The sequence below is a fragment of the Ruegeria sp. BF7 genome (assembly GCF_056538605.1).
This window is the reverse complement of the sequence record NZ_JBQFTM010000001.1, coordinates 1,091,490-1,115,070: the sequence shown is the minus strand read 5'-3', so window position 1 is coordinate 1,115,070 and position 23,581 is coordinate 1,091,490. Positions and strand designations below refer to the sequence as shown.

General features: G+C 56.7%; 21 protein-coding genes. 14 read left to right on the top strand and 7 right to left on the bottom strand.

Annotation, left to right across the window (positions count from 1 at the left end):
- Positions 1-25: 25 nt before the first annotated feature.
- The 4 genes from dctP to aptA all read right to left on the bottom strand — a co-directional run bounded on the left by dctP (position 26) and on the right by aptA (position 5,112).
- Positions 26-1,036 (bottom strand): TRAP transporter substrate-binding protein DctP, encoded by a 1,011-nt coding sequence (dctP, locus tag ACR0IK_RS05595; protein ID WP_480640738.1) that lies wholly within the window; start codon positions 1,034-1,036, stop codon positions 26-28.
- Between the two features lie 72 nt (positions 1,037-1,108).
- The gene (gene ald, locus ACR0IK_RS05590; RefSeq protein WP_480640737.1) at positions 1,109-2,218 is read right to left on the bottom strand and encodes an alanine dehydrogenase; all 1,110 of its coding nucleotides are present in this window, start codon (positions 2,216-2,218) and stop codon (positions 1,109-1,111) included.
- A 25-nt stretch (positions 2,219-2,243) separates the two neighbouring features.
- Positions 2,244-3,755, bottom strand: a complete 1,512-nt coding sequence (locus ACR0IK_RS05585) for a CoA-acylating methylmalonate-semialdehyde dehydrogenase (protein ID WP_480640736.1) — start codon at positions 3,753-3,755, stop codon at positions 2,244-2,246.
- Positions 3,756-3,789: 34 nt separating this feature from the next.
- Positions 3,790-5,112, bottom strand: a complete 1,323-nt coding sequence (aptA, locus tag ACR0IK_RS05580; RefSeq protein ID WP_480640735.1) for an omega-aminotransferase AptA — start codon at positions 5,110-5,112, stop codon at positions 3,790-3,792.
- 144 nt (positions 5,113-5,256) lie between these two features.
- On the opposite strand from aptA, the gene ACR0IK_RS05575 reads away from it, so the two are divergent.
- The 3 genes from ACR0IK_RS05575 to ACR0IK_RS05565 all read left to right on the top strand — a co-directional run bounded on the left by ACR0IK_RS05575 (position 5,257) and on the right by ACR0IK_RS05565 (position 8,667).
- Entirely contained in the window at positions 5,257-5,823 is a 567-nt protein-coding gene (locus tag ACR0IK_RS05575; protein WP_480589508.1) for a cupin domain-containing protein, read from the top strand.
- A 162-nt stretch (positions 5,824-5,985) separates the two neighbouring features.
- The gene (locus ACR0IK_RS05570; RefSeq protein WP_480640734.1) at positions 5,986-6,168 is read left to right on the top strand and encodes a transglutaminase-like domain-containing protein; all 183 of its coding nucleotides are present in this window, start codon (positions 5,986-5,988) and stop codon (positions 6,166-6,168) included.
- 1,086 nt (positions 6,169-7,254) lie between these two features.
- On the top strand, positions 7,255-8,667 hold the full coding sequence (locus tag ACR0IK_RS05565) for a radical SAM/SPASM domain-containing protein (protein WP_480640733.1): 1,413 nt from the start codon (positions 7,255-7,257) through the stop codon (positions 8,665-8,667).
- A 162-nt stretch (positions 8,668-8,829) separates the two neighbouring features.
- On the opposite strand, the gene ACR0IK_RS05560 is transcribed toward ACR0IK_RS05565, so the two are convergent.
- Positions 8,830-9,168, bottom strand: coding sequence for a hypothetical protein (locus ACR0IK_RS05560; RefSeq protein ID WP_480640732.1), 339 nt, complete (start codon positions 9,166-9,168; stop codon positions 8,830-8,832).
- Between the two features lie 738 nt (positions 9,169-9,906).
- Here ACR0IK_RS05560 and ACR0IK_RS05555 point away from each other — a divergent pair.
- From ACR0IK_RS05555 to ACR0IK_RS05530, 6 genes are all read left to right on the top strand, one after another.
- Entirely contained in the window at positions 9,907-11,724 is a 1,818-nt protein-coding gene (locus tag ACR0IK_RS05555) for a hypothetical protein (protein ID WP_480640730.1), read from the top strand.
- A gap of 81 nt (positions 11,725-11,805) precedes the next feature.
- Positions 11,806-12,129 (top strand): hypothetical protein, encoded by a 324-nt coding sequence (locus ACR0IK_RS05550; protein WP_480640729.1) that lies wholly within the window; start codon positions 11,806-11,808, stop codon positions 12,127-12,129.
- A gap of 5 nt (positions 12,130-12,134) precedes the next feature.
- Entirely contained in the window at positions 12,135-13,217 is a 1,083-nt protein-coding gene (locus tag ACR0IK_RS05545; RefSeq protein WP_480640728.1) for a glycosyltransferase, read from the top strand.
- Positions 13,214-15,277, top strand: a complete 2,064-nt coding sequence (locus ACR0IK_RS05540; protein ID WP_480640727.1) for a glycosyltransferase — start codon at positions 13,214-13,216, stop codon at positions 15,275-15,277. The genes ACR0IK_RS05545 and ACR0IK_RS05540 overlap by 4 nt, the downstream gene beginning before the upstream one ends.
- Positions 15,274-15,726 carry a hypothetical protein gene (locus ACR0IK_RS05535; RefSeq protein ID WP_480589517.1) on the top strand — a complete coding sequence of 151 codons (453 nt, stop codon included), beginning with the start codon at positions 15,274-15,276 and terminating at the stop codon, positions 15,724-15,726. The genes ACR0IK_RS05540 and ACR0IK_RS05535 overlap by 4 nt, the downstream gene beginning before the upstream one ends.
- A gap of 238 nt (positions 15,727-15,964) precedes the next feature.
- On the top strand, positions 15,965-17,476 hold the full coding sequence (locus ACR0IK_RS05530; protein ID WP_480640726.1) for a N,N-dimethylformamidase beta subunit family domain-containing protein: 1,512 nt from the start codon (positions 15,965-15,967) through the stop codon (positions 17,474-17,476).
- Positions 17,477-17,494: 18 nt separating this feature from the next.
- Here the strand turns inward: ACR0IK_RS05530 and ACR0IK_RS05525 are convergent, their stop codons facing one another.
- Complete coding sequence (locus ACR0IK_RS05525; protein WP_480640725.1) at positions 17,495-17,965, bottom strand: putative molybdenum carrier protein; 471 nt, start codon at positions 17,963-17,965, stop codon at positions 17,495-17,497.
- Positions 17,966-18,174: 209 nt separating this feature from the next.
- Between ACR0IK_RS05525 and ACR0IK_RS05520 the strand changes: the two genes are divergently transcribed.
- From ACR0IK_RS05520 to ACR0IK_RS05500, 5 genes are read left to right on the top strand one after another with little or no spacing between them, the layout of a single operon-like run.
- Positions 18,175-19,137 (top strand): hypothetical protein, encoded by a 963-nt coding sequence (locus ACR0IK_RS05520; protein ID WP_480640724.1) that lies wholly within the window; start codon positions 18,175-18,177, stop codon positions 19,135-19,137.
- Positions 19,134-20,009 carry a HesA/MoeB/ThiF family protein gene (locus tag ACR0IK_RS05515; RefSeq protein WP_480640722.1) on the top strand — a complete coding sequence of 292 codons (876 nt, stop codon included), beginning with the start codon at positions 19,134-19,136 and terminating at the stop codon, positions 20,007-20,009. Before ACR0IK_RS05520 ends, ACR0IK_RS05515 begins: the two co-directional genes overlap by 4 nt.
- The gene (locus tag ACR0IK_RS05510) at positions 20,006-21,190 is read left to right on the top strand and encodes a hypothetical protein (protein WP_480640721.1); all 1,185 of its coding nucleotides are present in this window, start codon (positions 20,006-20,008) and stop codon (positions 21,188-21,190) included. Before ACR0IK_RS05515 ends, ACR0IK_RS05510 begins: the two co-directional genes overlap by 4 nt.
- Complete coding sequence (locus ACR0IK_RS05505; RefSeq protein ID WP_480640719.1) at positions 21,187-22,293, top strand: hypothetical protein; 1,107 nt, start codon at positions 21,187-21,189, stop codon at positions 22,291-22,293. The genes ACR0IK_RS05510 and ACR0IK_RS05505 overlap by 4 nt, the downstream gene beginning before the upstream one ends.
- Entirely contained in the window at positions 22,293-23,267 is a 975-nt protein-coding gene (locus ACR0IK_RS05500; RefSeq protein ID WP_480640718.1) for a hypothetical protein, read from the top strand. Before ACR0IK_RS05505 ends, ACR0IK_RS05500 begins: the two co-directional genes overlap by 1 nt.
- Here the strand turns inward: ACR0IK_RS05500 and ACR0IK_RS05495 are convergent.
- The gene (locus ACR0IK_RS05495) at positions 23,264-23,554 is read right to left on the bottom strand and encodes a YiaA/YiaB family inner membrane protein (RefSeq protein WP_475159424.1); all 291 of its coding nucleotides are present in this window, start codon (positions 23,552-23,554) and stop codon (positions 23,264-23,266) included. The two genes, ACR0IK_RS05500 and ACR0IK_RS05495, sit on opposite strands and share 4 nt — an antisense overlap.
- Between the last annotated feature and the right edge of the window lie 27 nt (positions 23,555-23,581).

Below are 23,581 nucleotides of genomic sequence, written 5' to 3'. Positions count from 1 at the left end.
GATTTGCTGGCCCTTTTCTTTAGGTTTATTGCTGTTCTTTAGCTGCCAGCAGGCGGTCGACGATGTCCTGACCGACGTTTTGTGCCATCGCGGGCCAGACCGTTTCCTGAACATGAGCGGCCATCGCAGCCTGTTCTTCGTCGCTCAGGCGCAGGATGGTGTAGCCTTTGTCGAGCAATTTCTGACCGAAGACTTCGTCATTCTCACGGTTGTATGCAAAGAAGTCTTCCGAGGCTTTGGTCATCGCAACTTGCAGCGCGGCACGCTGTTCGTCGTTCAGTTTGTCGAGTGTCCGCTGCGACGCGTAGAATGTAGTCAGCTCTGAGATCGAGTTGTATTCGACAAAATGGGTGCCAACATCCGACTTGGCGAAGATTGAGTAGGTCGCGGTCTTGGTGCAGCAGATCGCCCCATCGACGATACCGGCCTGAAGTGCGGGAAAGATGTCGCCCCATGCCATGGTTGTTGCCTGGTAACCCAATTCTTCAACCATCGACTTCACGACGCTGGACGACCAGACACGAATGTTCATGCCCTTGTCGTCAAACGTGTTCCAGTTCTCGGGCTCTTGCGACGAGACAATCCCAATGAAGCCTTCAGGGTTCTGCGCCATCACGCGGACACCGTATTCGTCGGTGATCTCTTGCAGGATGGTGTTGAATTCGGAATCCATGTTGAGCATGGTATTCTCCATGTCATCCCAACCCCCAAGCAGGAACGGCATGGATAGAAACTCAAGACGCGGATCCGTGTCGGCATAGATAAACGCCGAGGCCAGATCGATATTGCCACGTGCAACATCTTCGAACAGCGCCTCACCGGAACCCAACTGGTTTGCCGGGAAAACCTCGACCTTCAGGCCGACATCCGCAGCTGCAACATCCGCTGCGACCTGTTCCATCATCTTCGTGCCCTGATGATCGATCGGGAATACGCCGGCAAAACGCAGGGTCATGTCTTCCGCGAATGCAGCAGTCGACATTAGGGCGCTCAGTGCTCCTGCTGCCATACCTGTGGTAAACTTACTAAAACTCATCGGTTATCTCCTCCTGGTTGACGAGTAACGCCCGCCCAGCGGCGTGCTGGAGCGGGCGTTGATTTGCTGATGTCAGCAAAGTTCCGGGGCGATGAACTCGTATCCAAGGTCATCGGCCACAGCCTTGTACGTCACCTTTCCGTGGGCCACGTTCAGGCCATTCATCAGGTGACGATTGTCTGCAAGCGCCTGCTTCCAGCCATTGTTGGCGATGGCCAGAGCGTGCGGGAGCGTTACGTTGTTCAGTGCGTAAGTTGACGTTCGGGCGACTGCGCCCGGCATGTTGGCGACACAATAGTGAACAACATCGTCGACAACATAGGTGGGCTCGGCATGAGTGGTGGCTTTGGACGTTTCAAAACAGCCGCCCTGGTCGATCGCCACGTCCACGACGACCGCACCGGGTTTCATTTTCGAAATCAACTCACGTGTGACCAGCTTGGGTGCAGCAGCACCCGGGATCAGAACCGCACCCACAACCAGATCTGCGTTGGTGACCTCTTCTTCCAGTGCAGCCTTGGTCGAATAGACAACTTTGGCCGACGCCTCGAAATGGTTCTCCAGCTTTTCCAGAACCGCAGGGTTGCGGTCCAGAATGGTGACGTCCGCGTGCAGGCCGACGGCCATCTGGGCCGCGTTGAAGCCAACGACACCACCGCCGATAACCACGACCTTGCCGGGCTTCACGCCGGGCACCCCACCCAGCAAGACACCCAGACCGCCCTTTGCCTTTTCCAAAGCACTTGCACCGGCCTGGATCGACATGCGACCGGCAACCTGGCTCATCGGTTTCAGCAATGGCAGCCCGCCATTGTCGTCTGTGACGGTTTCATAAGCAATGCAGACCGCGCCCGAATTGACCAGATCCTTAGTCTGCTCCGGGTCGGGTGCTAGGTGCAGGTAGGTATATAAAATCTGACCTTCACGCAGCATGGCGCGCTCTACCGCCTGAGGTTCCTTCACCTTCACAATCATCTCAGCATTGGCAAAGACGTCGCCTGCGGTTGCGGCGATCTCCGCACCAGCGGCGCGATACGCCTCGTCATCCGCACCAATACCAGCCCCGGCATTGGTTTCGACAATGACGTTATGACCATGCGAAACCAATTCCGCGACACTCTCGGGGGTCAAGCCAACACGGTATTCGTGGTTCTTGATTTCCTTCGGAACACCAATGAACATGTTCTTCACTCCTCTGACCGAATGATCATTTTGCGGTTGGCATGACGAACTCGGCACCGTCCGAGATGCTTTCGGGCCAACGCTGCATGATGGATTTCTGCTTGGTGTAGAAACGAACGCCTTCTTCGCCATATGCGTGCATGTCGCCGAACAGGCTCTTCTTCCAGCCGCCAAAACCATGCCAGGCCATCGGAACCGGGATCGGAACATTGACGCCGACCATGCCGACCTGAACCTGCTTACCGAACTCACGCGCTACATTGCCGTCACGGGTGAACAGTGACACGCCGTTGCCAAACTCGTGGTCGTTGATCAGTTGCAGGCCTTCCGCGAAACTCGAGACGCGGACGCAGGACAGAACCGGGCCAAAGATCTCTTCCTTGTAGATCTTCATGTCCGGCGTAACGTTGTCGAACAGGGTGCCGCCAAGGAAATAGCCTTCCTCGTGCCCTTCGACGGTATAGTCGCGGCCATCGACCAGCAGATCCGCACCTTCTTCGACGCCATAGTCTATGAACCCTTTAATCCGGTCCCGCGCGGCGGCGGTGACAATCGGGCCCATCTCGGCGTCTAGCTCAAGACCGTTTTTGACCTTCAAGGTTTCGGCGCGTTCTTTCAGGACCGGCATCAACTTGTCGGCGGCATCGCCAACCAGCAGGGCAACCGAGATCGCCATGCAGCGCTCTCCGGCCGAGCCATAGGCCGCGCCGATCAGTGCGTCGGCGGCTTTGTTCATGTCAGCGTCCGGCATCACCAGCATGTGGTTCTTTGCGCCACCCAGCGCCTGAACGCGCTTGCCGTGACGCGCACCGACCTCGTAGATATAGTTGGCAATCGGTGTCGAACCGACGAAGGACACAGCCTTGACGTCGTCATTTTTCAGCAAAGCATCAACGGCGACCTTGTCACCCTGAACGACGTTGAACACACCGTCGGGGAAACCAGCCCTCTGCATCAGGTCCGCATAAAACAGGGATGCGGACGGATCGGTTGGTGACGGCTTCAAGATGAACGTATTGCCTGCGGCGACGGCGATCGGGAACATCCACATCGGCACCATGACCGGGAAGTTGAAGGGAGTAATCCCGGCGACAACACCCAACGCCTGACGCGTGGTCCAGTTGTCCATGCCGGTGGATACTTGCTCTGTGTAATCGCCCTTGAGGAGTTGCGGAATGCCGCAGGCAAACTCGATGATATCAATACCGCGCTCAACCTCGCCCTGAGCGTCGGTGAACACCTTGCCGTGCTCGACCGTGATGGCGCGTGCCAATTCGTCCTTATGTTCGCGCACCAGGGCCAGGAAGTTGTTCATCAGGCGGGCGCGGCGGATCGGTGGTGTGTTCGACCATTTTGGGAATGCCGCTTTGGCGGCGGCCACTGCATCGTCCACCGTTTGGACACTCGCCAGTGAGACTTCACCGGTTTGAGCACCGGTTGCGGGGTTGAACACCGGCTGAGTGTTTTCGCCGGAAGGAACAGTGATTTGGCCATTAATGTAGTGGCCGATCAAAGCGATCGGGGATGCATCTTTCATGATGTCAGTCCTTTTTGGGGTTAGTGGTCAGAGGTCATGGCAGGTCAGCCAATACCTCTCCAAGCGTTTGGCAAAGGGTCATTATTTCAGGTTCAGAGATGATCAGTGGCGGTGACAGGGCGATGATGTCACCAGTAACTCGGATCATGATTCCAGCTTCCCAAGCGCGCTTCATTGCATCATAGCCTCGGGCGCCCGGAGCGCCGTCACGTGGCGCGAGTTCGATGGCTCCGACAAGGCCCAGATTGCGAATATCAGTGACATTCGGCAGGCCTTTGAGGCTATGAAGTTGATCTTCCCAAGGCTGAGACAGCAGGGCGGCGCGTCGGAACAAATCATTCTGTTTGTAGCTTTCCAGAGTCGCCAGCGCTGCGGCACAAGAAACCGGATTGGCGGAATAGGTATAGCCATGGAACAGCTCGATTGGCGCATCGGCGTTTTCCATGGCCGAGTCATAGATCTTGTCGGACACTATGACCGCGCCCATCGGAATAACGCCATTGGTCAGGCCTTTGGCGGTCGTGATGATGTCGGGCTTTACATCAAAATACTCTGATGCTGTCGCTGTACCCAAACGACCAAAAGCAGTAATGACTTCGTCGAAGATCAACAGGATACCGTGACGGTCACAGATTTCCCGCAGCCGCTTCAGGTATCCTTTCGGCGGCAGAAGCACACCGGTGGACCCGGCCATCGGTTCGACGATCACCGCTGCAATGGTCGAGGCATCGTGAAGCGCGACCAATCTTTCCAGGTCATCCGCCAACTCAGCGCCATGTTCCGGGCAGCCGCGTGAGAAGGCATTTTTCTCCAGGTCATGCGTATGACGCAGATGGTCAACTCCAGTCAGAAGCGTTCCGAAGTGCATGCGGTTCTTGACGATGCCGCCAACCGATATGCCGCCGAAACCAGTGCCGTGGTAACCCCGCTCACGCCCTATCAAACGGGTGCGCGCGCCATCGCCGCGCATCCGGTGGTAGTGCAGCGCTATCTTGAGCGCCGTATCCACGGACTCGGAGCCGGAGTTGGTGAAGAAGGCGTGGTTCAATCCCTCAGGCATCATCGCTGTCAGTTTTGCCGACAACTCAAACGCCTGAGGGTGGGAGAACTGGAAATTCGGTGCGTAATCCAGCTCGTGCACCTGCTTCTGCACCGCTTCAACGATCAGCGGATCACGGTGACCTGCGTTAACGCACCACAGTCCGGCGGTCCCGTCCATGACCTTGCGACCATCAGAACTGGTGTAATACATCCCCTCGGCTGACTGAATCATGCGGGGCTCGCGAAGGAAATCACGATTGGCCGAAAACGGCATCCAAAATGATGACATTGTGTTGGGTTGATCGAGCACGTCCATTCCTCGTGAAGCAGATTTTCATTTGGTGCCAAATCCTTGCAGAGTTACGGCGTTCCGCACACCCGGCTTTGTGGGTTTCTGTAAGTCATTGAAAAACAGACCCACCCCTCCTAAAGTGCTTTCGATCAAAAGCAGGAAATCACGATGGCTGACTCTTCGACATCTGATCTGGAAACAGCCCGGCGGCTACGATTGATTCGAACTTCAAAGGGCCTCAGCCAGCGCGAGATGGCCAAGCGCGCAGGAGTAGGTAGCGGGACGATTTCCCAGATCGAAAGCGGGTCAACTCAGCCTTCCGTGGCACTGCTCAAGAAGATCCTCGCGGGCGTTGATGTCAATCTGGGGTTCTTTTTCAGCTTCGAACTCAAGAACGAGGACAGCTTTTATTTTCCCCACAGCAGCATGCGCGATCTTGGATCAACAGGTGTTTCGTATCTTCTTGTTGCGGGTGAACGCCGAAATCGGAAGTTGCAGATGCTGATAGAGGAGTACGATGTCGGTGCTGACTCGGGTCGGGCTGAACTGTCGCACGAAGGAGAGGAATGCGCGGTTGTGATAGAAGGTCGCCTTGAAGTGACCGTAGATGGGCAGTCCAGGGTGCTGGGCCCCGGAGACGCATACTATTTCTCGAGTATACTGCCGCACAGGTTTCGAAATGCAGGAGACACGCCTTGCAAAGTTATTAGCGCGTGCACTCCTTCGTCGTTCTGATGGATCACAAGCTCCCTATTCCAAGGATGTTTCTTAATCTCAGAACAGGCACAACTGATGAACATTTCAGAATGAAGTAGTAAATTCCACGTTTACGATACTGTGGTCAGAAGCTCGCGCCCAGACCGGCGCGCGGAAGATACCATTTAGGCGGGCAGCGGCATGTACCAGGACCACGCCTATATCTTCATCACATATGCTCGCAAGATTGCCCTGCCAACGCGCTATGTCCCGGGCTACCTGATGATGAGCGAAGCCGAGACGCAGGATGCGGTTCATGCCTGGGTAGAGGTACACCAGGATGGGGTGGGCTGGGCCGGTTTCGACGTTTCGAACGGAATTTGACCTGATGATTGGTATGTTGCTGTCGCAACTGGTCTGGACTATGCGCAGGCTTCCCGGTTGTAGGAAGCAGAATTCGGGCAACGGGCGAGCAATTGACGGTACAATAGAAGGTCGTACAGCAGCAACGGAGTCTTCTATGACCTACGCATTGGGTGTGCGGTTGAACTGCGGGCTGGTTTTTATGTCCGACACACAGGGACGAATGCGGGTGTCGACAACATTTCTACCTTCAACAGAGTGTTTAACTGAACGGTAGAAGGTGACCGGGCCATAATCTTGTTGGCGGCCGGTACTCTGACAACAACTCAGGCCACGATCAACTTGATGGGAGAACGAAGGGAGGTACCGGAAGAACGCTCGCCATCGGTCCTTGAAGCACCGACCATGTTTCAATTCGCACTGTTGGTGGCGGAAACCTTGAACGGTGTAGTTGAACAGCTCGCTCGAACTGATCAGCAGGCTGTCGGCACATTTCACGCCACTTGTGTTTTGGGTGACCAAATCAAAGGCGGGCCGTCGCGTTGACAACTGCATTGTTGAACCTTCCAGAATAAGCTTCGCTGGCGAAGTAAGCCGATAGGATATCCTTTTGGTTCGTGATCGTCTTTTTTTGGAAGGGCTCGTCATTAGGTGAACAAAGGGTTTGTGAAGCTCGCGCCCAGGAATAATCAATCGCCTTCAAGTACTTAGAGGCCGTCCCGAGGTCATTCGTCTTTCCGGCCGGAAAACCGGGTCTGGTCAGTATTGCCTTGGCGTCGGAATGTCGGTTCCCCCATATGATGGTTGGGGGCATGGGACACTCTGCAATAAGAGGGGCTGGTGGTGCACCGCCTGAGCATGAATTGTTTGGACAGTGCGCGCAGCAGGTTAGTTGCGGTCTGCTCGGATGAGGTCGGGTTCTGACCGGTTGTTAATGAAATACCTTAGACCACGTGGGCGCCGTGACGGCAGAGGCTGTTTGGGGTGTTTTTTTGATGCAAACCTAGCCCAGAGTCCCGGTTCACTTTTTTCATTTCCTTGCCGATATTTTTGTCGTCCAAGCGCATACTTGATTTGATGTCGCGGTCTGTCACTATATCAGCCGCAATGCCTATAACGCGCAACAACACCAAATTGCTTTACGACACAGGCGATGTCGACTGTGCAGAAATCATCGAGTCGCTTTGTGAGAAAAACGCGACCTATCTCAGGCGGCGTAGACTTCTTGATGGGCCCGGTGCTCATGCAAAAGACCTGGTGATCGAATGTGCAGAAACCATAAAGAAAAACAACGATCAGGGTTTGTTGAATCGGTTTGTCGCACAGGTATTGAACAACGCGACAGAGCACGAGATTTTGACTCTGTTGGTCGCCGGGTGGCTCGAGCTTCAGAAGGGGAAATGGCAGGCAACCGAAACACTTGGGCGCGAGGTCGTAAGCCGCGATCACCATGACCTAATGGCGCAGCGGCTCATTGATGCTGCCCGCGAGACGTCGACGGATCTGGAAACCGAAACCGACCGCTGGCTTCGGACGCGCACCTGCCCGGCGCCTTTTCGAGAAATGGAAACGCGGACTAACGGTGAAGTGCATTTTTGCTGTTCGGCATGGCAACCGGTTCCGATCGGTCGCCTAGAAACGGCGGACGAGGGCGGATTCTGGAATTCCGACAGGGCACGTGAAATCAGGCGATCCGTCCGTGACGGTGATTTTTCCCATTGCAGCCGGTGGCATTGTCCACAGATTGCCGGTCGCAGGCTCCAGGCCCGCACCCCGGAAACGCAAAACTTGAAACTGGAGCTGGAGCAAGGTCCCGATCGGGTCATCCTGTCTCATGACCGGTCCTGCAACATCTCTTGTCCCAGTTGCCGAACGCAGTTGATCAACCTGCCGCACAAAGACACGGAACGTTTGAATCATGTCTTTGAAGACCACCTTCTGCCGCTGGTCAGCAAGGCCACGAAAATCAAGGTCACCGGGTCGGGTGATCCATTTGGCAGTAGGCACTTTCGCCATCTCCTGGGGAGGCTTTCTCAGTCAGGCCCGCCCGGGCGGCGCATTCAACTGCACACCAACGGGTTGCTGGCCAATGAAAGGGCATGGAACGATCTAGCGCTATGGGACAAGGTCTCGTCTGTCTGGGTGTCCATCGACGCGGCGCAGGCCGACACGTACAGCGTGCTGCGCCGTGGAGGCAATTTCTCGATACTGAGAAGGAACCTGCGCTTCCTCGGTGACCTGAACGCGCGTGGTGATATTGACACGTTGCGTTTGGACTTTGTCGTGCAGACCGCAAATTACAGAGAAATGCCTGCCTTCGTCGATCTTGCCCATGAAATGAACGCTGATGGTGTCTACTTCCTGAGGCTGCGCAATTGGGGGCATGTCACACCGCAGGAATTTAAAACCCAGGATGTGTGTTCATCCGACCATCCTGAACATGAAGACCTACTTGAGGTGCTGGCCGACCCGCGCATGGCCTGGAGCGGTGTCGACCTGGGCAGCCTGAACTCCATTTGATCGGTTGTCTCGTTTAGGGGACGCCGGTTCAATACTCTTTTCGGATCAGGACGTCGGCCAGAAATGAACAGGAGTCCTTTGCACACCGCAGACACCTCGGTAGATATCGCCATTCCCTCTGACCCGAAGTGGGTCCAGCCCGACACTGCAGCTGAAAACGCGTCAGCGGTTCCTGCCCCTGAGAAGGAACTCATTTGGGGGCAACGTCTTGCACTGCCCGGACCGTATGGTCGCGCGCATCAGAGAGTGCGGCTTTTCGTCAAACGGAGCGTATTTCGAGGGCAGTCCTTCCGAAAGTACCCGCATCTGGTCATCGGCGTAGTCGTATATCTTTGCACCGAGTTCCTGCCGCAACGGCTTTAACGAGATCGACGCCGTCGGCAGCGCCGCGCGCAGCACCCGGGCGTCTTCAAGGGTTTGGTCAAAGCGGTCCGGGTGCATCGTGACGTTGATATGGACCACCATCATTTTCGCTAAGCGGATGAAGTGGGTCAGCTCCACGAACTCTGCGTGATAGGTTAGGATTAAGCTGTTCAGACACTCGCCTATCTTTTCCGAAAACCGGGGTGTCCGCGACGCATTGCTGATCAGGCTGACTTTGAAATCAATTGCTGACGCCTGCGCAACAGAACGATGTTGCGGAAATGCATTGTGGGTTCGCCGCCCGTGAACCGGATCCAGACAGTCTCGTCCCGCTCATCCACATAGTGACGTTTCATCCAGTGAAAAAATGCAAACGTCCTTGGTCTTTTGCCGTCTGACCGAGCCGTCAGGCAAAGACTCGGGGCAAAAGCTGCACGCGTTCCACAGCACCCTATCCACCACGACCACTTTGGCATGAACGGAATCGGAGTGATGATCAGAGTAAGTGCATCCAGTTCGTTCCGAATTGGGTCCATTCATACCCAAGTGTTTTGAGAATTGGTTACCCAAACAACTCCAGGAACGGCGCAACAGCGTTCATGTGGCTCTTACCCTTTACCTTAGCCAAGCTTGAAATTGTCGTGAGACTAAAAAACTACGCTGAAATTGGGGTCTGGCGGGGTAAGCTCAGCAATCCTGACCTTGACTGGGGGTGTTCACATTCTGTTTGGCGGAACCGGTTGACTTGTCAGAGAGCGGTCAGTTTTTTATACTCCACACTATATTTTTTAGCATTTTTGACGCGCCGGCCTGTGCTCGGGATTGCCAGGCTACAACAGCTTAGAGCTTATTTCGCCGGCCAGTCGGGGGTAATTCATGACGAAGGCGAGCGGCCAAAAGACTCGACCAGAAGTTGCCAAGAAACGCGCTGCTCAGGCGCCGGGTAACTATGACTTCGTTCAATCCCCTGAATGGCAGAAGGTACTTGAAAAAGCTCGGATAGAGCGAGAGAAGAACATTTCGGCGCGCGGTCAGAAAAGCAAGGAGACGCAAGCCCCCAAACCGGGTCAACGTAACGATGCTCAATCAACCACAGGTGAGCCATCTCCGGTCGGGCAGAAAGCGTGGTCAACTCAGCTTGAAGAAGCCAGGAAGAAAAGAAATGCGGCGTTTGCCGGGCGCAGGGGTGAGTCGGAAGAACTCGAGTCCGGTGTGCCTAATGGTGACCGTAAGACCAAATCTGTTGAAAAAGCCGGAGGAACTTTCAAATCCCGGAGAGGCGATAACAGCTCGGCCGACGCCGATCAGACAGATGCAGGACTGAGTTTAAGGCTTTCCAATGAAGAGATTGACTTTCGCCTATCCAAGAAGATTCTTCAAAAACTGGAAATTCAACAACGCGCGCGCCGAAAGGTTAGATTGGGTTTAATCGCCCTCGGCTGCGCCATTGGTGCGGTTGCCTCTTCTTCGGTGTTTTGGGTTCTTTCTGGACCAGACCCACGAGTGGCAACTGGATCAGAAGCTGCGGGTGTCGAGATTAGCTCTCCGTTGCAAGATGAGGGCGTCGCTCCGTTGCAGCCTGATTTGTCGACGTCCGCGCAAAGTGAAATCGTCATTTCAACCGATGTGGTCAACACTTCGGCCCGATCGGCTTCGCCCGATAGCAGTTTGGCAGAGGGAGAGGATCTGAACAGTACTGCATTGCTGACACCCCCTGTTTCGGGTTTGACCGAGGCGGCAGAGCCTCCCGAACTGAAAACACCAAATGTCGCTCCACGCGTTCTGGCGTATGTTCCTGCCCTTGAGCAGCCGTTTTTGCCCGTGAGTGGACCCGGTTATCTGCCAACTCGAGAGGCGAACCCAAGTTTTCTGCCCTATGAAAACGTACCTGAGATTTTTAACCCGGTGGTCGCGCTGGCTGCTGTAGCTGCAGAAGGATTTGTTGATCCCATGGAAATAGCAGCAGATGCGTTTACTCCACCGGTGCGATCGCCTGATCTTGCGATTCAGCCCGTCTTGTTCAGACAACCTGCGCTTCTGCCACCCGCGGCAGAGCCTGGGTCTCTGTCAGAACAGATTTGGGCCATCCAGCCGGATTTGCCCATATCGGTCGATCCGATTGAAAACGCATTGACGACCGTGGCATTGGACCCATCGGCGCAGATTGAAGAACCCGGAGTTGGCCCGGAGGCGCTGCAAACACCCATTCAGACGCCGCGAGCTGAGCCCTCGGGTTCAGTGCAATTTGCGGCGCTGCCTGGCGCTGATGTCGAGCCACCAGAAGCGAGTTCCGGCGCAACGGGCGCGGCGTTCAGACTGTATGCACCCAACAAACTGCCGCAGGATGTAGTAGATTCTGTTGTTACCGATCTAACAACGACAGGTCATGAGTTGAATGGGACGGCGCGCGTTGGGTACAAGGTGTCCCAGTCCAACGTTCGATTCTATCACAGGCAGGATGCCGCCCAAGCCGCGGCCCTAGCAGAAGATGCCGGCGCGTTATTGCGCGACTTCACCAATTCGAAAACCAAAACTACCAGCGGAGTGGTGGAGTTATATCTGGCCGGGAACGGCTATAGCAGTTCTCCGATCAAGCGAACAACCAAACGAAGCAGTCAAAGCGCTACGGCAAACAACCCGATCAACCAGCTCAGAAGCCAGGTTCTGAAAAAACTTCGGGCAACATCGAACTAAAATCGCTATTCTTGTTCATGAGTGCGAAAGACTGAAACAGATGGTGAGTGTAGTTAACAAGTATTGATAAGGTTCTTTTAAATGACTGATAGCAGACTCGTCGGCATTGTAACTGCGCTACTTATTTTAGCGACGACAGGGGGTGCGCGTGCTGAGATCACGCTTGAGCACCTGATCGCTATCGATCAGCTGTTGTCAACCAACGACACGAGGGCGCTGCGATCCTATCTTGAGAGGAACCCGGAGTTGCTGACGGGCGATGATGAGCTATCGCGGGAATTGCGCGATTTTTATGGCGCCGCGTCTGCCGGCAGTTTGGATTTCGGCTATCCCGCCAATGTGCCGGACAATCCGTTTGACACCCCGACTGGGACAACCGCGCGCGCAAGTTCGCTGCAGCACTAGGCCCCATGTCCGTGTTTGACACCATCAGCTGTCCCTCGCGCCCGAAAATCGCCTACATCATTGAACCACGGTTTTCCGGCGGTACGTCGGCGGCTGTCGCTGCCGAACTTCGAGTGGCCATTGAGTTCGGAGAGTTGGAGGTTCACGCGGTAACCTCAAGGACGTTCGGAGACGACCAGTACATAGCGCCGGTGCTGCGTCGTGTACTTGACGAGCTGCGCATTCCGCTGATTTGGGATGCTCCTCGGGTTAGTGCAGATTTTGTGATCTTGCACAATCCGGCATTTCTGAAGTTTCAGGACGCTTTGAGTACAAGAATTTTTGCGCGGGACCTGATCGTGGTAACGCACGAGAATTTTTTGCGTCCGGGCGGAGAAGAAGGGTTCGACGTTTCATCCTGCCTGAACCAGATTGAGGCGGCGGCTCTTGCGCTCAGAAAAACGCTTGCACCGATTTCGCCGTATAATCGGAAAACCGTAACCGATTGGTTGGTCGGGTCCCGTGTGGCCCGGCAATGGGAGGTTTTGGGTGCGGACTGGTTCAACATCTGCGAAACCGAGATTGAGTCCCCGTGCGACGTGCCCGAAGACCGCCGCGGCAGGCATTCACGCCCCGGGTTTGAGAAGTTTCCGACTCTGGCCGATCTCGACAGGTGTTTTCCCGAACATGCGCAGAACAACGTTATCCTGGGTGCGGACGCATTGCTGGATGCCAGTGTCTTCCGCCCGCATTGGACCTTGCTTCCTTTCAACGCCATTCGGGTGGACGAGTTTTTTGAAATGATTGACTTTTTCGTTTACTTCACCGCACCGACTTGGCAGGAAAGCTTTGGCCGTGTCATTGCCGAAGCTCTGACCGCTGGCAAAGTGGTTCTTACCAATTCGGAGATAGGGGTCACGTTTGGCGACGCAGTGCTCAGTTGTCGCCCAAAGGACGTAGACGGGATTATTACCGGTCTTATCGCGCAGCCGCATAGGTATCACGAACAGGTATCCAAATCGCAATCAGCGCTGGCGCGCTACTCCGCCGACAACTTCAGGGCGCAACTGTCCAATGTCATTCCCGCTGATAGCGGGGTCCTGAAATGATTTTCGTTGAGGCCGGTTCGCGTTCCTTACGATCCTTCGATGCGCAGTTGATCTTTGCCGAGCAACTTGCCGCGAGCGGTTTCACCTGCTGTATCGATGCCGAGTATCTGCCGGGAAACGCAGGACGCGGTAGAGTTTATGAGGCGGCCAGATTTCTTGTCGATCCGGCAGAGCACGAGGCTGAATCCGTCTTTGTGCTTGGTGCCGAGGATATCGATGATCTGCTTCTTGCATCCCTTCGACAAAAGCAGCTTGATACCGACGTGCCGGTGATTGCTACGGGTCGTTTCCTGAGCCAGCAAAGCTACATCGGGGCAAAAGCGCGTCTGGCCTATGCGCTTGGGCGCGAGGCAACGGTGATCGACCTTACGGATTTTCAGCCGCGTTCGGTGATGCCTTCGGCGATCAGCCCTCTGGTTGCGGACGTTCGGCCAACGCCCCGGCCCGCACGTGGGATGCCGAATGTGACGGTTGTTTTAGGCTCCATGGAACTGGACAATCCCGAGACTCTGTCCTGCTTTTCCCGAATGAGTAACCGGGGGGGATACAATCTGCGACTGGTCGTAAGCGGGGCGCAGAACGAGGCGATCAATGCGTCGCCGTTCCATGATTTGCCGACCAACCTGTATACCGATCTTTCATCGCTTACGCTGGCAAATTCGACGGACATTCTTGTGATGTTCGGTCACGGCATCGCCGGCGTTCGTATGGCGGCGTTTGCAGTCGAATTGATGGCTACTGGGGGCGTTGCGATAGATTGCACGGATGACGAGGCTCTGGTGTCCTCCGGCGCGCCCGCGTTGCTTGGGCCCAAGACGCCATTTTCTCTGGATGGGTATCTGACAGGTAAAATACTTGGCAACACGTCGCAAATCGCGGAACAGGCCAGAAAATCTCAGTGGCTTCATAATGTGGACATTTCCCGTCTGGAAAGCGCTGCAGGTCTTACACCCAAAACACGCGAACCTGTTCGGACCGCACAGAGAACTTTGTTCTTTCCGACAAATGGCGTGGGATTGGGGCACGCTCAGCGGTGCGCCGTGATCGCGAACGCATTGCCGGACAACATGCCGTCGGTATTTGCGGCCTTTCCCAGTTGCGTGCCGCTTATCCGCCGCGAAGGCATTGATTGCATTCCGTTGGTTTCGCGGATCGATATGTCGGATAATCCTGACGGCAACGATATCCTGACATATCGTCGACTTGGTGCCGCGTTGCAGGACAACGACAGCCTGATCTTTGACGGCGGCCATGTCTTCGATTCCGTCTACCGCGTAATTCTCGAGCGAAACCTGTCGGCAGTTTGGATTAGACGGGGCCTGTGGCCCGACGGGCGACCCCGACAAAAGATGCTCCGACGAGAGGGTGTGTTCGATCGTGTCATCGTACCCTCCGAAGCCTTCGACGAACTGAACGATGCCTACAGCTATGGCGACCACGTCCACTACGTCGGTCCGATTTTTCGCAAGGTGGTTCAGTCCGAAAACGAGCGTGACCGGCTTAGGGAGCGGCTGGCAGAACGGTTCGGGCGAGAGTTCAAACAGTTAGTTGTCAGCATGCTGGGTGGCGGTGTGGCGTCTGATAGATCGGCTCAGCTGCAAGCGATATCCGGGATGCTGGAGGATCGGACGGACTGCCTGCATCTTGTCGTGACGTGGCCGGGCAGCAAGGTTCAGCCTGCCACGTTCGGCTGGACAAATACACGCGTGGTCCAGACGTTTGAGGCAACATCCCTGTGTCTGGCCGCGGACCTGGTAATTTCAGCGGCGGGGTACAATTCCGTTCTCGAAATTCTTTACCACCAAATCCCCGCGATCCTGATCCCGCAATCGGCCCCCTATTTGGACAATCAGGAGCGACGCGCCAGAGCTTTGGCTGATCGCGACCTTTGTGCGATCATCACCGAAACAGACCTCATGAAGCTGGAAAGGACAGTCTCGGAATGTCTGGATCACGATGAGGTGGAACGCTATCGGTCTGCGTTGAATGGGATTCAACTACCTGAGGCGGGGGCGTCGAGGGCAGCTGAAATCCTAGCAGAGGTTAGGCGCGAAAAATGACAGACATCTCTTGGTTCGAAATTCTTGGCAGGACATCGCCAAAGCGGCCGGTTCAACTGGATGCTTTGATCACGGACAATCGCAAATCCAAGCCGTACGGGAAAGTTGTGTTCCCCGAGATGGACCTGACACCATCCATTGCCCTTTGGGAGCATGACAAGGCCGGCCCCACGTATATTGGTATTCGGGTTCTGAAACCTCTTGAATCCGCACATAATGTCGCGAGGCTTCTGGCCGCTGCGGCACTGGAACGAGAGGTCTTTCCGGTCATACTAAGCCGTGTCGAGTACAGCGGGTTCGAACAGTTTGGGTTTCGTGTCGAGCGCGTCCCCGACGAACCGGCCGCGGCGCTGGCCGCCGAAGCGGAAATCAGAAAGTTCTGGGATCTCGCGATCATTATCGACGGAGACGAAATCGGTTTTTGGTCGGGCCAGAAAAACGGAACCTGATGCGGGTAGGGACCCTGTCTGAATACCGAAATGGCCAGCTTTTTTTCAAGGGCATCAAAACACAAGTCTTGAAATCATCTGCTGTGTGGTAGTGCTGTGATTCATGACACGATCGGAATTACCCCAACCTGAAACAACACCAAGAACGCGTGCAAAAGCACGACATATTCTGGATAATTACTATATCGGACCTGCTCGAAACGCTTCGGTTCTTGAGATCTGGGGGTATACGGATCGCATGACCTATGCCCCGGGTGACCTGCTGGCATTGCGGGTGTCCACCACGGCAGAACGCTGGAACCTTGAGATTGGCCGTGATGGTGCGCGTTACGAGCCGTTGTTCTCGGAGACGGATATCGCAGGGGTGCATCAGACTACACCCGAGGATTGTTCGGTTGTCGGCTGCGGGTGGGATGTCGCTTACGAGTTCACGATCCCCGATGACTGGCGCGCAGGTGGATATCTGGTGACCCTGACCGCTGAACGCGACGGGGACCGCGTCGAGGAACACCATCTCTTTATGCTGCGCCGCGCGGTCAGCAAGCCGCCTGCACCCTATGTATTGATCTGCGCCACGGGAACCTGGCTGGCCTATAACTGCTGGGGCGGGTCCAACCACTACGAAGGGATAACCGGCCCGGACAGCAATGCGTTTTCTCCGGTGGTTTCAACACAGCGCCCGTGGACGCGGGGGTTCTGCAAGCTTCCCGAAGGAATACCACGCGCGGTGCCCGACATGCCGCACCAATCGGGCACCATGGTTCGGTATCCCTATATGGAGTGGGCCTATGCCTATGGGTATTCCAAGAAGTACGCCTCGGCCGGATGGGCAAGTTACGAACGTCACTTTGCAGCTTCGGTTGAAGAACAAGGGTTCGAGTTCGATTTCGCCACACAGCATGATCTGGAGGATGATCCCGAACTTTTGAAACGCCACAGATGCGCTGTCTTCGTGGGGCACGACGAGTACTGGTCAACAAACATGCGCGACGCGGTTGATCGGTACACCGCCGAGGGTGGCCGCGTGGCACGGTTTGGGGGCAATTTCCTCTGGCAAACCCGCATCGAGGATGAGGGGCGCACCCAGGTTTGTTACAAGTACACGGCTGATCAGGACCCGCTTGTCGGTTCGGATCAAGAGCATCTGGTAACCACCGCATGGGAAACCGCCCCGGCAAACCGTCCGGGCGCGCAGACCTTTGGGGTCAACGGGCTGAAAGGGGTTTATGCCGGTCTGGGGCGCTGTGTCGGGCAGGGCAGCGGGGGCTTTTCGGTGTATCGGCCCGGCCATTGGGCGCTGGCGGGTACTCAGTTGGGGTATGGCGATCAGCTGGGGGCCGCGTCCCGAATACTCGGGTACGAAGTCGATGGGGTGGATTATCGGATTGAAGACGGCCTTCCCATTGCCACCGGATCGGATGGGGCTGACCCAACGCTTGAGATTGTGGCGATGGGTTTGGCGACCAATATTGAGCCTACGCAAGAGGTTTGGGGTGAGACCGCTTATATCGCGGACGCGGACGCGATGTTCAATGCCCGCGCCCTGTTCGGAGAGATTTCGCCCGAGACATTGGATCGCAGCAGCCGCGGCAACGGCGCGATCGTGCATTGGCACCGGGGAGAGGGCGAGGTCTTTACCGCAGGTACTTGCGAATGGGTGATGGGTTTGACCCGGCGGGACTGGCAGGTTGAACAGGTCACGCGCAACGTACTTCTAAGGTTTGGCGGTGCGGACAGGACTGCGCCTTAGACGAACCAGTAGATGCGGTTAAGGTTCACGCTCGAGCAGATCCAGATTTTGATCCAGTATCGCGCGGACCTGCGCTCCGATCTGCGGTGCCTCGGACGCTCGGGGACCCGCGATGTTCAGAACCGACGATTGGGTGGATTGCAGCCATTCTCGTACTTGCCGCGTGCAGGCTGACGTTCCATCCCTGATATTGACTACCAGATGAGGTTTCCCGGCCTCTTCGGCGAACGCGATAGTTTGCTGCGTTCCCGGGCTTGGCGACTCATCGACAAAGATCAGCGTGGCATCGCTTGAAACGACATTGGCGAGGGTTCTTTCTACAACTTTTTCGGTTTCCGTCTCGGTCAGGCCGGTGAAATACTCCGGAATCCGACCCGCTTCATTCGTGCGGCCATTGGGAACCCATCCACCATAAGCCAGGCCGTTTTGCCGCGCGAATTCCAATGCCGCCATATCCACACCGGTTTGCCCGCCAGAGACGATTTTCATAACGCATGCCTTTGTCCTGAGAAGAGCTTATCCGGTCAAAGCAACACGAGGAACTGGTGGAATTCAGGACTTGTGCCGTGGGGCTTAAATCCGGTTCATGAGTTCATGAATGGCACGGGGCAGCGACGCGAAATAGCACGTCCCAGACCTTAGTTTTGTCATAATAGAATTCGTATCTGGCTAAGAGCGGAAATTTACGGGAACAGGAATTGTTAAGCGCCATTTTCAGCGCCGCATCTCAGCGCTACATGGATGTACGTCTGAACGCCTCGGGCGGGTATCGGGTTCGCATAGTTGAACGCCCGAGTCTGTGGATGTCTCCGTCCGAATTGGATGAGCTGGTTGCAGACTTGCGTCGGGTAGCGTCGAAAACGCTGCCCGCCGGAGAGTTGAGCTATGGGGTCTTTGCCGGTGATCGCGACAGGCTGGGGCAGTCGGTGATCACGCTCGTATCGCGCCGCGACGATCAAACGCCGGTGGCCTTCAATGCTCTGGCCCTGATGGAGGTCGACCTGGGGCACCGGTCCGAGGAAGTGCTGCATCTGGGGTTGGTCATGGTTGATCCCGGTCTGCGCAGTCAGGGGCTCAGCTGGGTGTTGTACGGGCTGACCTGCGTGTTGATGCTGTTTCGCAATGGGATGCGGCCGCTTTGGATTTCGAATGTAACGCAGGTGCCAGCGGTCGTGGGGCTGGTTGGTAGCGGGTTCGCGCGTGTTTTTCCGGCGCCGGAGGGCGGGGCGCAAAACCGACGCAGCCTTCTGCATCTGTTGCTGGCCCGGGAAATCATGCGTCACCACCGCCATGTCTTTGGTGTCGGCCCCGAGGCCGGTTTTGACGAAGACTGTTTCGTGATCTCCAACGCTTATACGGGTGGTTCGGACCATTTGAAGAAGACCTTCGCCGACGCCCCCAAGCACCGGGATCAGGTGGTGAATGACTATTGTCGGGATCAGCTGGATTACGATCGGGGTGATGACGTTCTGCAATTGGGTCAGATGGATACGCCAACCGCGCTGTCCTATGTTGGGCGCGAGGTTCCGCGCGGCTCATTCGCTGCTGTCGCGCTGGCCGTTTTTGCGGCTGTATTGCAGCGTCTGGCGATGCCGTTGTGGCAATGGGCCGACACACACCGGGATTTCGGCATTTTGCGCGCCAGGGAACAGGGTAAATGAGCACGTTTTCATATCAGGAATTCACCACGCGCAATATCGGCTTTGTCTCTCAGGCCGAGCAGGATGGACTGCGCAACGCTTGCGTTTTTGTCTGCGGCACCGGGGGGATGGGTGGCAGTGCGATCATGACCCTGATCCGTGCGGGGGTTGGGCGCTTGATCCTTGCTGATCTGGACAGTTTTGAGGTGTCGAACCTGAACCGGCAAATGTTCGCAACACTGGGAACGATCGACCGAGACAAGGCGATTGCGACCCGCGACCAGTGTTTGCAAATAAACCCCGAGGCCGAAATCGAAGTGCTGGGTGCGGATTGGCCGGAATACGTGGACCGGTTGGTGCAAACCGCTGATGTTGTTATCAACGGTACAGATGATCTGAGCGCCAGCCTGCTGCTGTATCGTACGGCGCGGATCAGTAGGCGGGTGGTGATCGACGCCTATGCCTCGCCCTTGCCATCGGTTTACGTCACGGGTTCAGGTGACCCGATGCCGGAAGAACGTCTGGACTACCCCACGCAAGGCACCCTCTGGAGCGCGCTTACGCCGGAGATGCGCGATGCGGCCGCTGCCGCCGAGGCTGAATATGTACTGACCCATTCGTCGTCCCGGCACCATGTGGATCTGGCCCTGGCTGGTGAAGTCATTGCCGGCACCCGCAGCCGGATGTCCTTTGCGCCAATGGTAATCATGGCTGGGGCGCTGATGGCAGGCGAGGCGCTACAGACCGTACTGGGGCGCCCGCATGGCGCGGACTATCGCGGCTGGTTCCTGAACCCCTATACGGGCAAGGTCGAGCGTCCTTTGCCGGGTTTTCTGGCCACCCTGGTGCGGCCGTTGGTTCGGCGGCAGATGAAAAGGTTGTTGGCCTCATGACCGATACGGCCGCATTTCTGGCGGACACATGGGTGTCGATCTGCGCTGCGCTGGGCGCAGTGGTTGTATTGCTGCATCTGGACGATCTCGTGCAAAGGTCCGAAATTGCCAGACGGTTTCGGTTCTGCCTGTGGGTGCTGGTGGCGCTGATGCTGTCCCGGATCGGGCACTGGGGTGGCTGGGGCTGGCTTTTCTCTGCTGTTGCAAGCTGTTGCGCGGCACTGTTGCCCTTGGCCGCTTTGGTTCTAGCCGAGGGCTTGCTGCGCCGTCACGCGCCGCCCATCCTGAAACAGATCTGCGCGTGGGGGGCGGTCGTCCTTGGCCTGCTGGGGTTGCTGCAGTTTAGCAACCTTGAGGTTTTACGACTGACCGGATTGCTGTTGTTCCAACTGATCGGGCTGGGTGGCGTTGCAGCGTTCGTGCTGCGGCGCGACAGGTGCAGCCTGTCTCCGACCGAGAACAGAACCGTCAACAGAATGAGCCTGTCCTTCCTGTTGATTCTGCCTTTTATAGCAACGGATTACATGCGCGAGGCAGTGGTTGATGCTCCGGTCAGGCTGGGTGGTGTGGCCGTCCTGGTGCTGTGCTGGCTGTCGATTGGGATGTACCGCTCGGGGTTGCGGGCCGCGGATATCCTGCGCAGCTTCGGGATCGTGTTTCTGGTGACCGGACTGTTGACCCTGACCCTGTCCGGGCTTGTCCCGCTGGATCTGCGGGCCGGGATACAGGTCATGGCGGTGATCGTTTCCACGCTGATCCTGTTGGCGATATGGCAGGCCGCGATTGCCCTGCGGATTGAGGACCGCCAACTGGTTGCCCTGCGCGAGATTGCCGAGGCAAGGGGGCAGGGGCCGCAGGCAGGCATGACCTTGTTGCGCCGCGCTGCCGGGGCCCCGGACGCGGTGCTGGTGGAAGAGGCCGATTTGACTGGTATGAACCTGGACGACCTGCGGTTCCGGTTAAGTGAAATGCCTGTTCAACAGGTGGGTACTACGGATGACGAACAGGTCAACTGGCTGTTCTCCCGCTTTGATGCCACTCATGCCGCGTTGCTTTCGGCTGAACCGTTGAGGGTGGTAATGCTTAGCAACCCGGATATCGCGACGATGGACAGCACCGGCGCCGCCCTGCGTGCGGTGCAGCGGATGGCAGGTGTTCTGATGGCCGAGGGGCAGGCATGATCGAACTTCTGGAACGGGATTTCCCGAGTTTCTTTGTCGCCCCGTTCCATGCCTATGGTCCGGATACCCTTTACGTGTCACCGATGAAGGCGGATTTGAAGCGGTTCCTGTCGGCTGCAAACCCGCTGTTCTCCGGGGTGTCGGACTTTACCTATTTCACCGCTCTACGGCAGGGTAAACCGGTTGGCCGGATCACGGCACATCTGCACCGGACCTCAAACGACTTGCATCATGAGGCCCGGGGGTGCTTTGGGTTCTTTGATTGCGCCGACGATGCTGAGGCCGCCACGGCCCTGTTGCAGGCTGCGGAAAACTGGGTCCGCGAAAAAGGCATGACGCGGCTAACCGGCAATTTCAACCTGACAGCAATGCAGCAGGCCGGCGTCATGACCGGTGGGTTCGATCAGGCGCCTTTCACAGACCAAGTCTGGGGGCCGCCTCACCTGCCGGGGTTACTTAAGTCGAACGGGTATAAGCCGCATTTTCCCATGACAACTTTTGAGCGCCGTCTGAATGTGACGCCCGCTCCGCAGGTCTTGCACGACATTCAGCGTGCGCACTTGCTGGATCAGGGGTTTTCCTTTGCCCCCGTCACTCGCGCGACCATTGCCGAGCGGCTTGAGGACGCGCGAACCATCCTGAACCGCAGTTTCAAAGACAATCCAATGTTCGTTCCAGTCACGGCCGAAGAGTTCCACTTTCAGGCCAAAGACATGAAATGGATCATGGACCCGCGCATATCCAAGGTGGTGCACTATCAGGGCAAACCTGCCGGAGCAGTGATAGCGATCCCCGATCTCAACCCGCTGTTACGCCGGGTTGGCTCCCGGATGCGCCTGTCCCTCCCGTGGCATTTTCTGCGTTACAAGGCCCGCAGGAACCGCGCTGTGGTGGTTTTCCAGGGCGTGATGCCAGAGTTTCAGGGCCGTTCGGTCAATCCCCTGATGCTCAGCGAAATGACACGCGACATGATCGCGGCGGGGTATGAAACGGTCGGCGGCACCTGGATTGCTGACGAAAACACGGCCAGTCTGCGGCAAACCGAAAAGGTCGGGGCGGTGCCGTTGCATCGGCTACACCTGTTTTCCAAGGAGTTGACGTAATGGACCGGGTGGAATTCGAAGCCGTTGTGGCGCAGGCGATGCTGGCCCCCTCGGCCCATAATACACAGCCAGCGCGCTGGGCGTTGCGTGATGGCGGCATCGACGTCCTCGCCGACCTGTCCCGACGCCTTCCTGTGGGTGATCCGACGGATCGTGACTTGGAGGTCTCATGCGGTGCAGCAGTTGAAGGTACGGTTCTGGCTCTTGCCGCGCGTGGGGTAGGGGCCAAAGTAATTCTGTCTGAAGGGGCAGGGGTTAACGGTTTGCGGCCCGTTGCTCGGGTCGTGCCTGGAGGCACCGCGGTCCCGGAAGATATTGCTTTGGCGGCGGAGATGCCTAAGCGCCTGACACATCGGGCAGGGTTTTCACCTGCGCCAATCACCGCCTTCGACAAATGGGCGAGCGCGGAAATGACACTGGTAACGGAGGTGGCACAGATCGACTGGTTGGCTGGTCAGATCGACAACGCTTCGGCGCGAATCATGCGGCCAAGACCCTTTCGCGCTGAGTTGCTGCAATGGATGCGGTTGCGCAAGGATGACCCGAAATATTATTTCGACGGCCTAAACCGGGACGTTCTGGCCTTGGACGCGTTCACCGCAAGACTGGTGCCGACGGTTCTAGGCAGCAGGGTCTACGACCTGTTGTCAACGCTGGGCCTGGGGCCGCAGCTTTCGGGTGAAGCCGCGCGCAGCAGAGCCGCAAGCGCGGTCGTATTGTTTCACTGGCCCGAAGATGGGTCGATGATCAACGCTGGACGGGCGTTTTACCGATCCTGGTTGCAGGCTACGGCCCGAGGGTTGGTGGGCTGGCCCGCAGCAGCGCTGGCGGATGATCCAGTCACGCGCGCGGCTATTTCGGATCGGTTCAATGTGCCCGGCGACCGGGTGCTCTTCAACGCATTGCGGCTGGGGGTTGCCAACAGAGCCACCCCCAGCCGCGCGCGCCTTTCCCTGAGCGATGTGATCGTTTAGGCGGCGATATTGTCGCCCACTTCTTTCAGCAGTTTCTCGGTCTTTGCATCTTCGATCCGATTGTGCAGACGCTGGGATTCTTCGCGGTCACGCAGCGTTTTGGTGATCGAGACGGTGGTGTGTACCAGCATCAGCGCGGACATCGAGTAGAACCCTTTCGCCGCAAAGCTGGCCTCGAGGAAATAGATGCCGCCTGCCATCATCGCAGCTGCGACAATAAATGAAGCGATGGTGAACATGTTCCATGCGTTCGATTGGGGCAGGTTCAGGGTTTCTTCGGTGTTCATTGGTCTATTCCTTTCAGTTTATCAGTA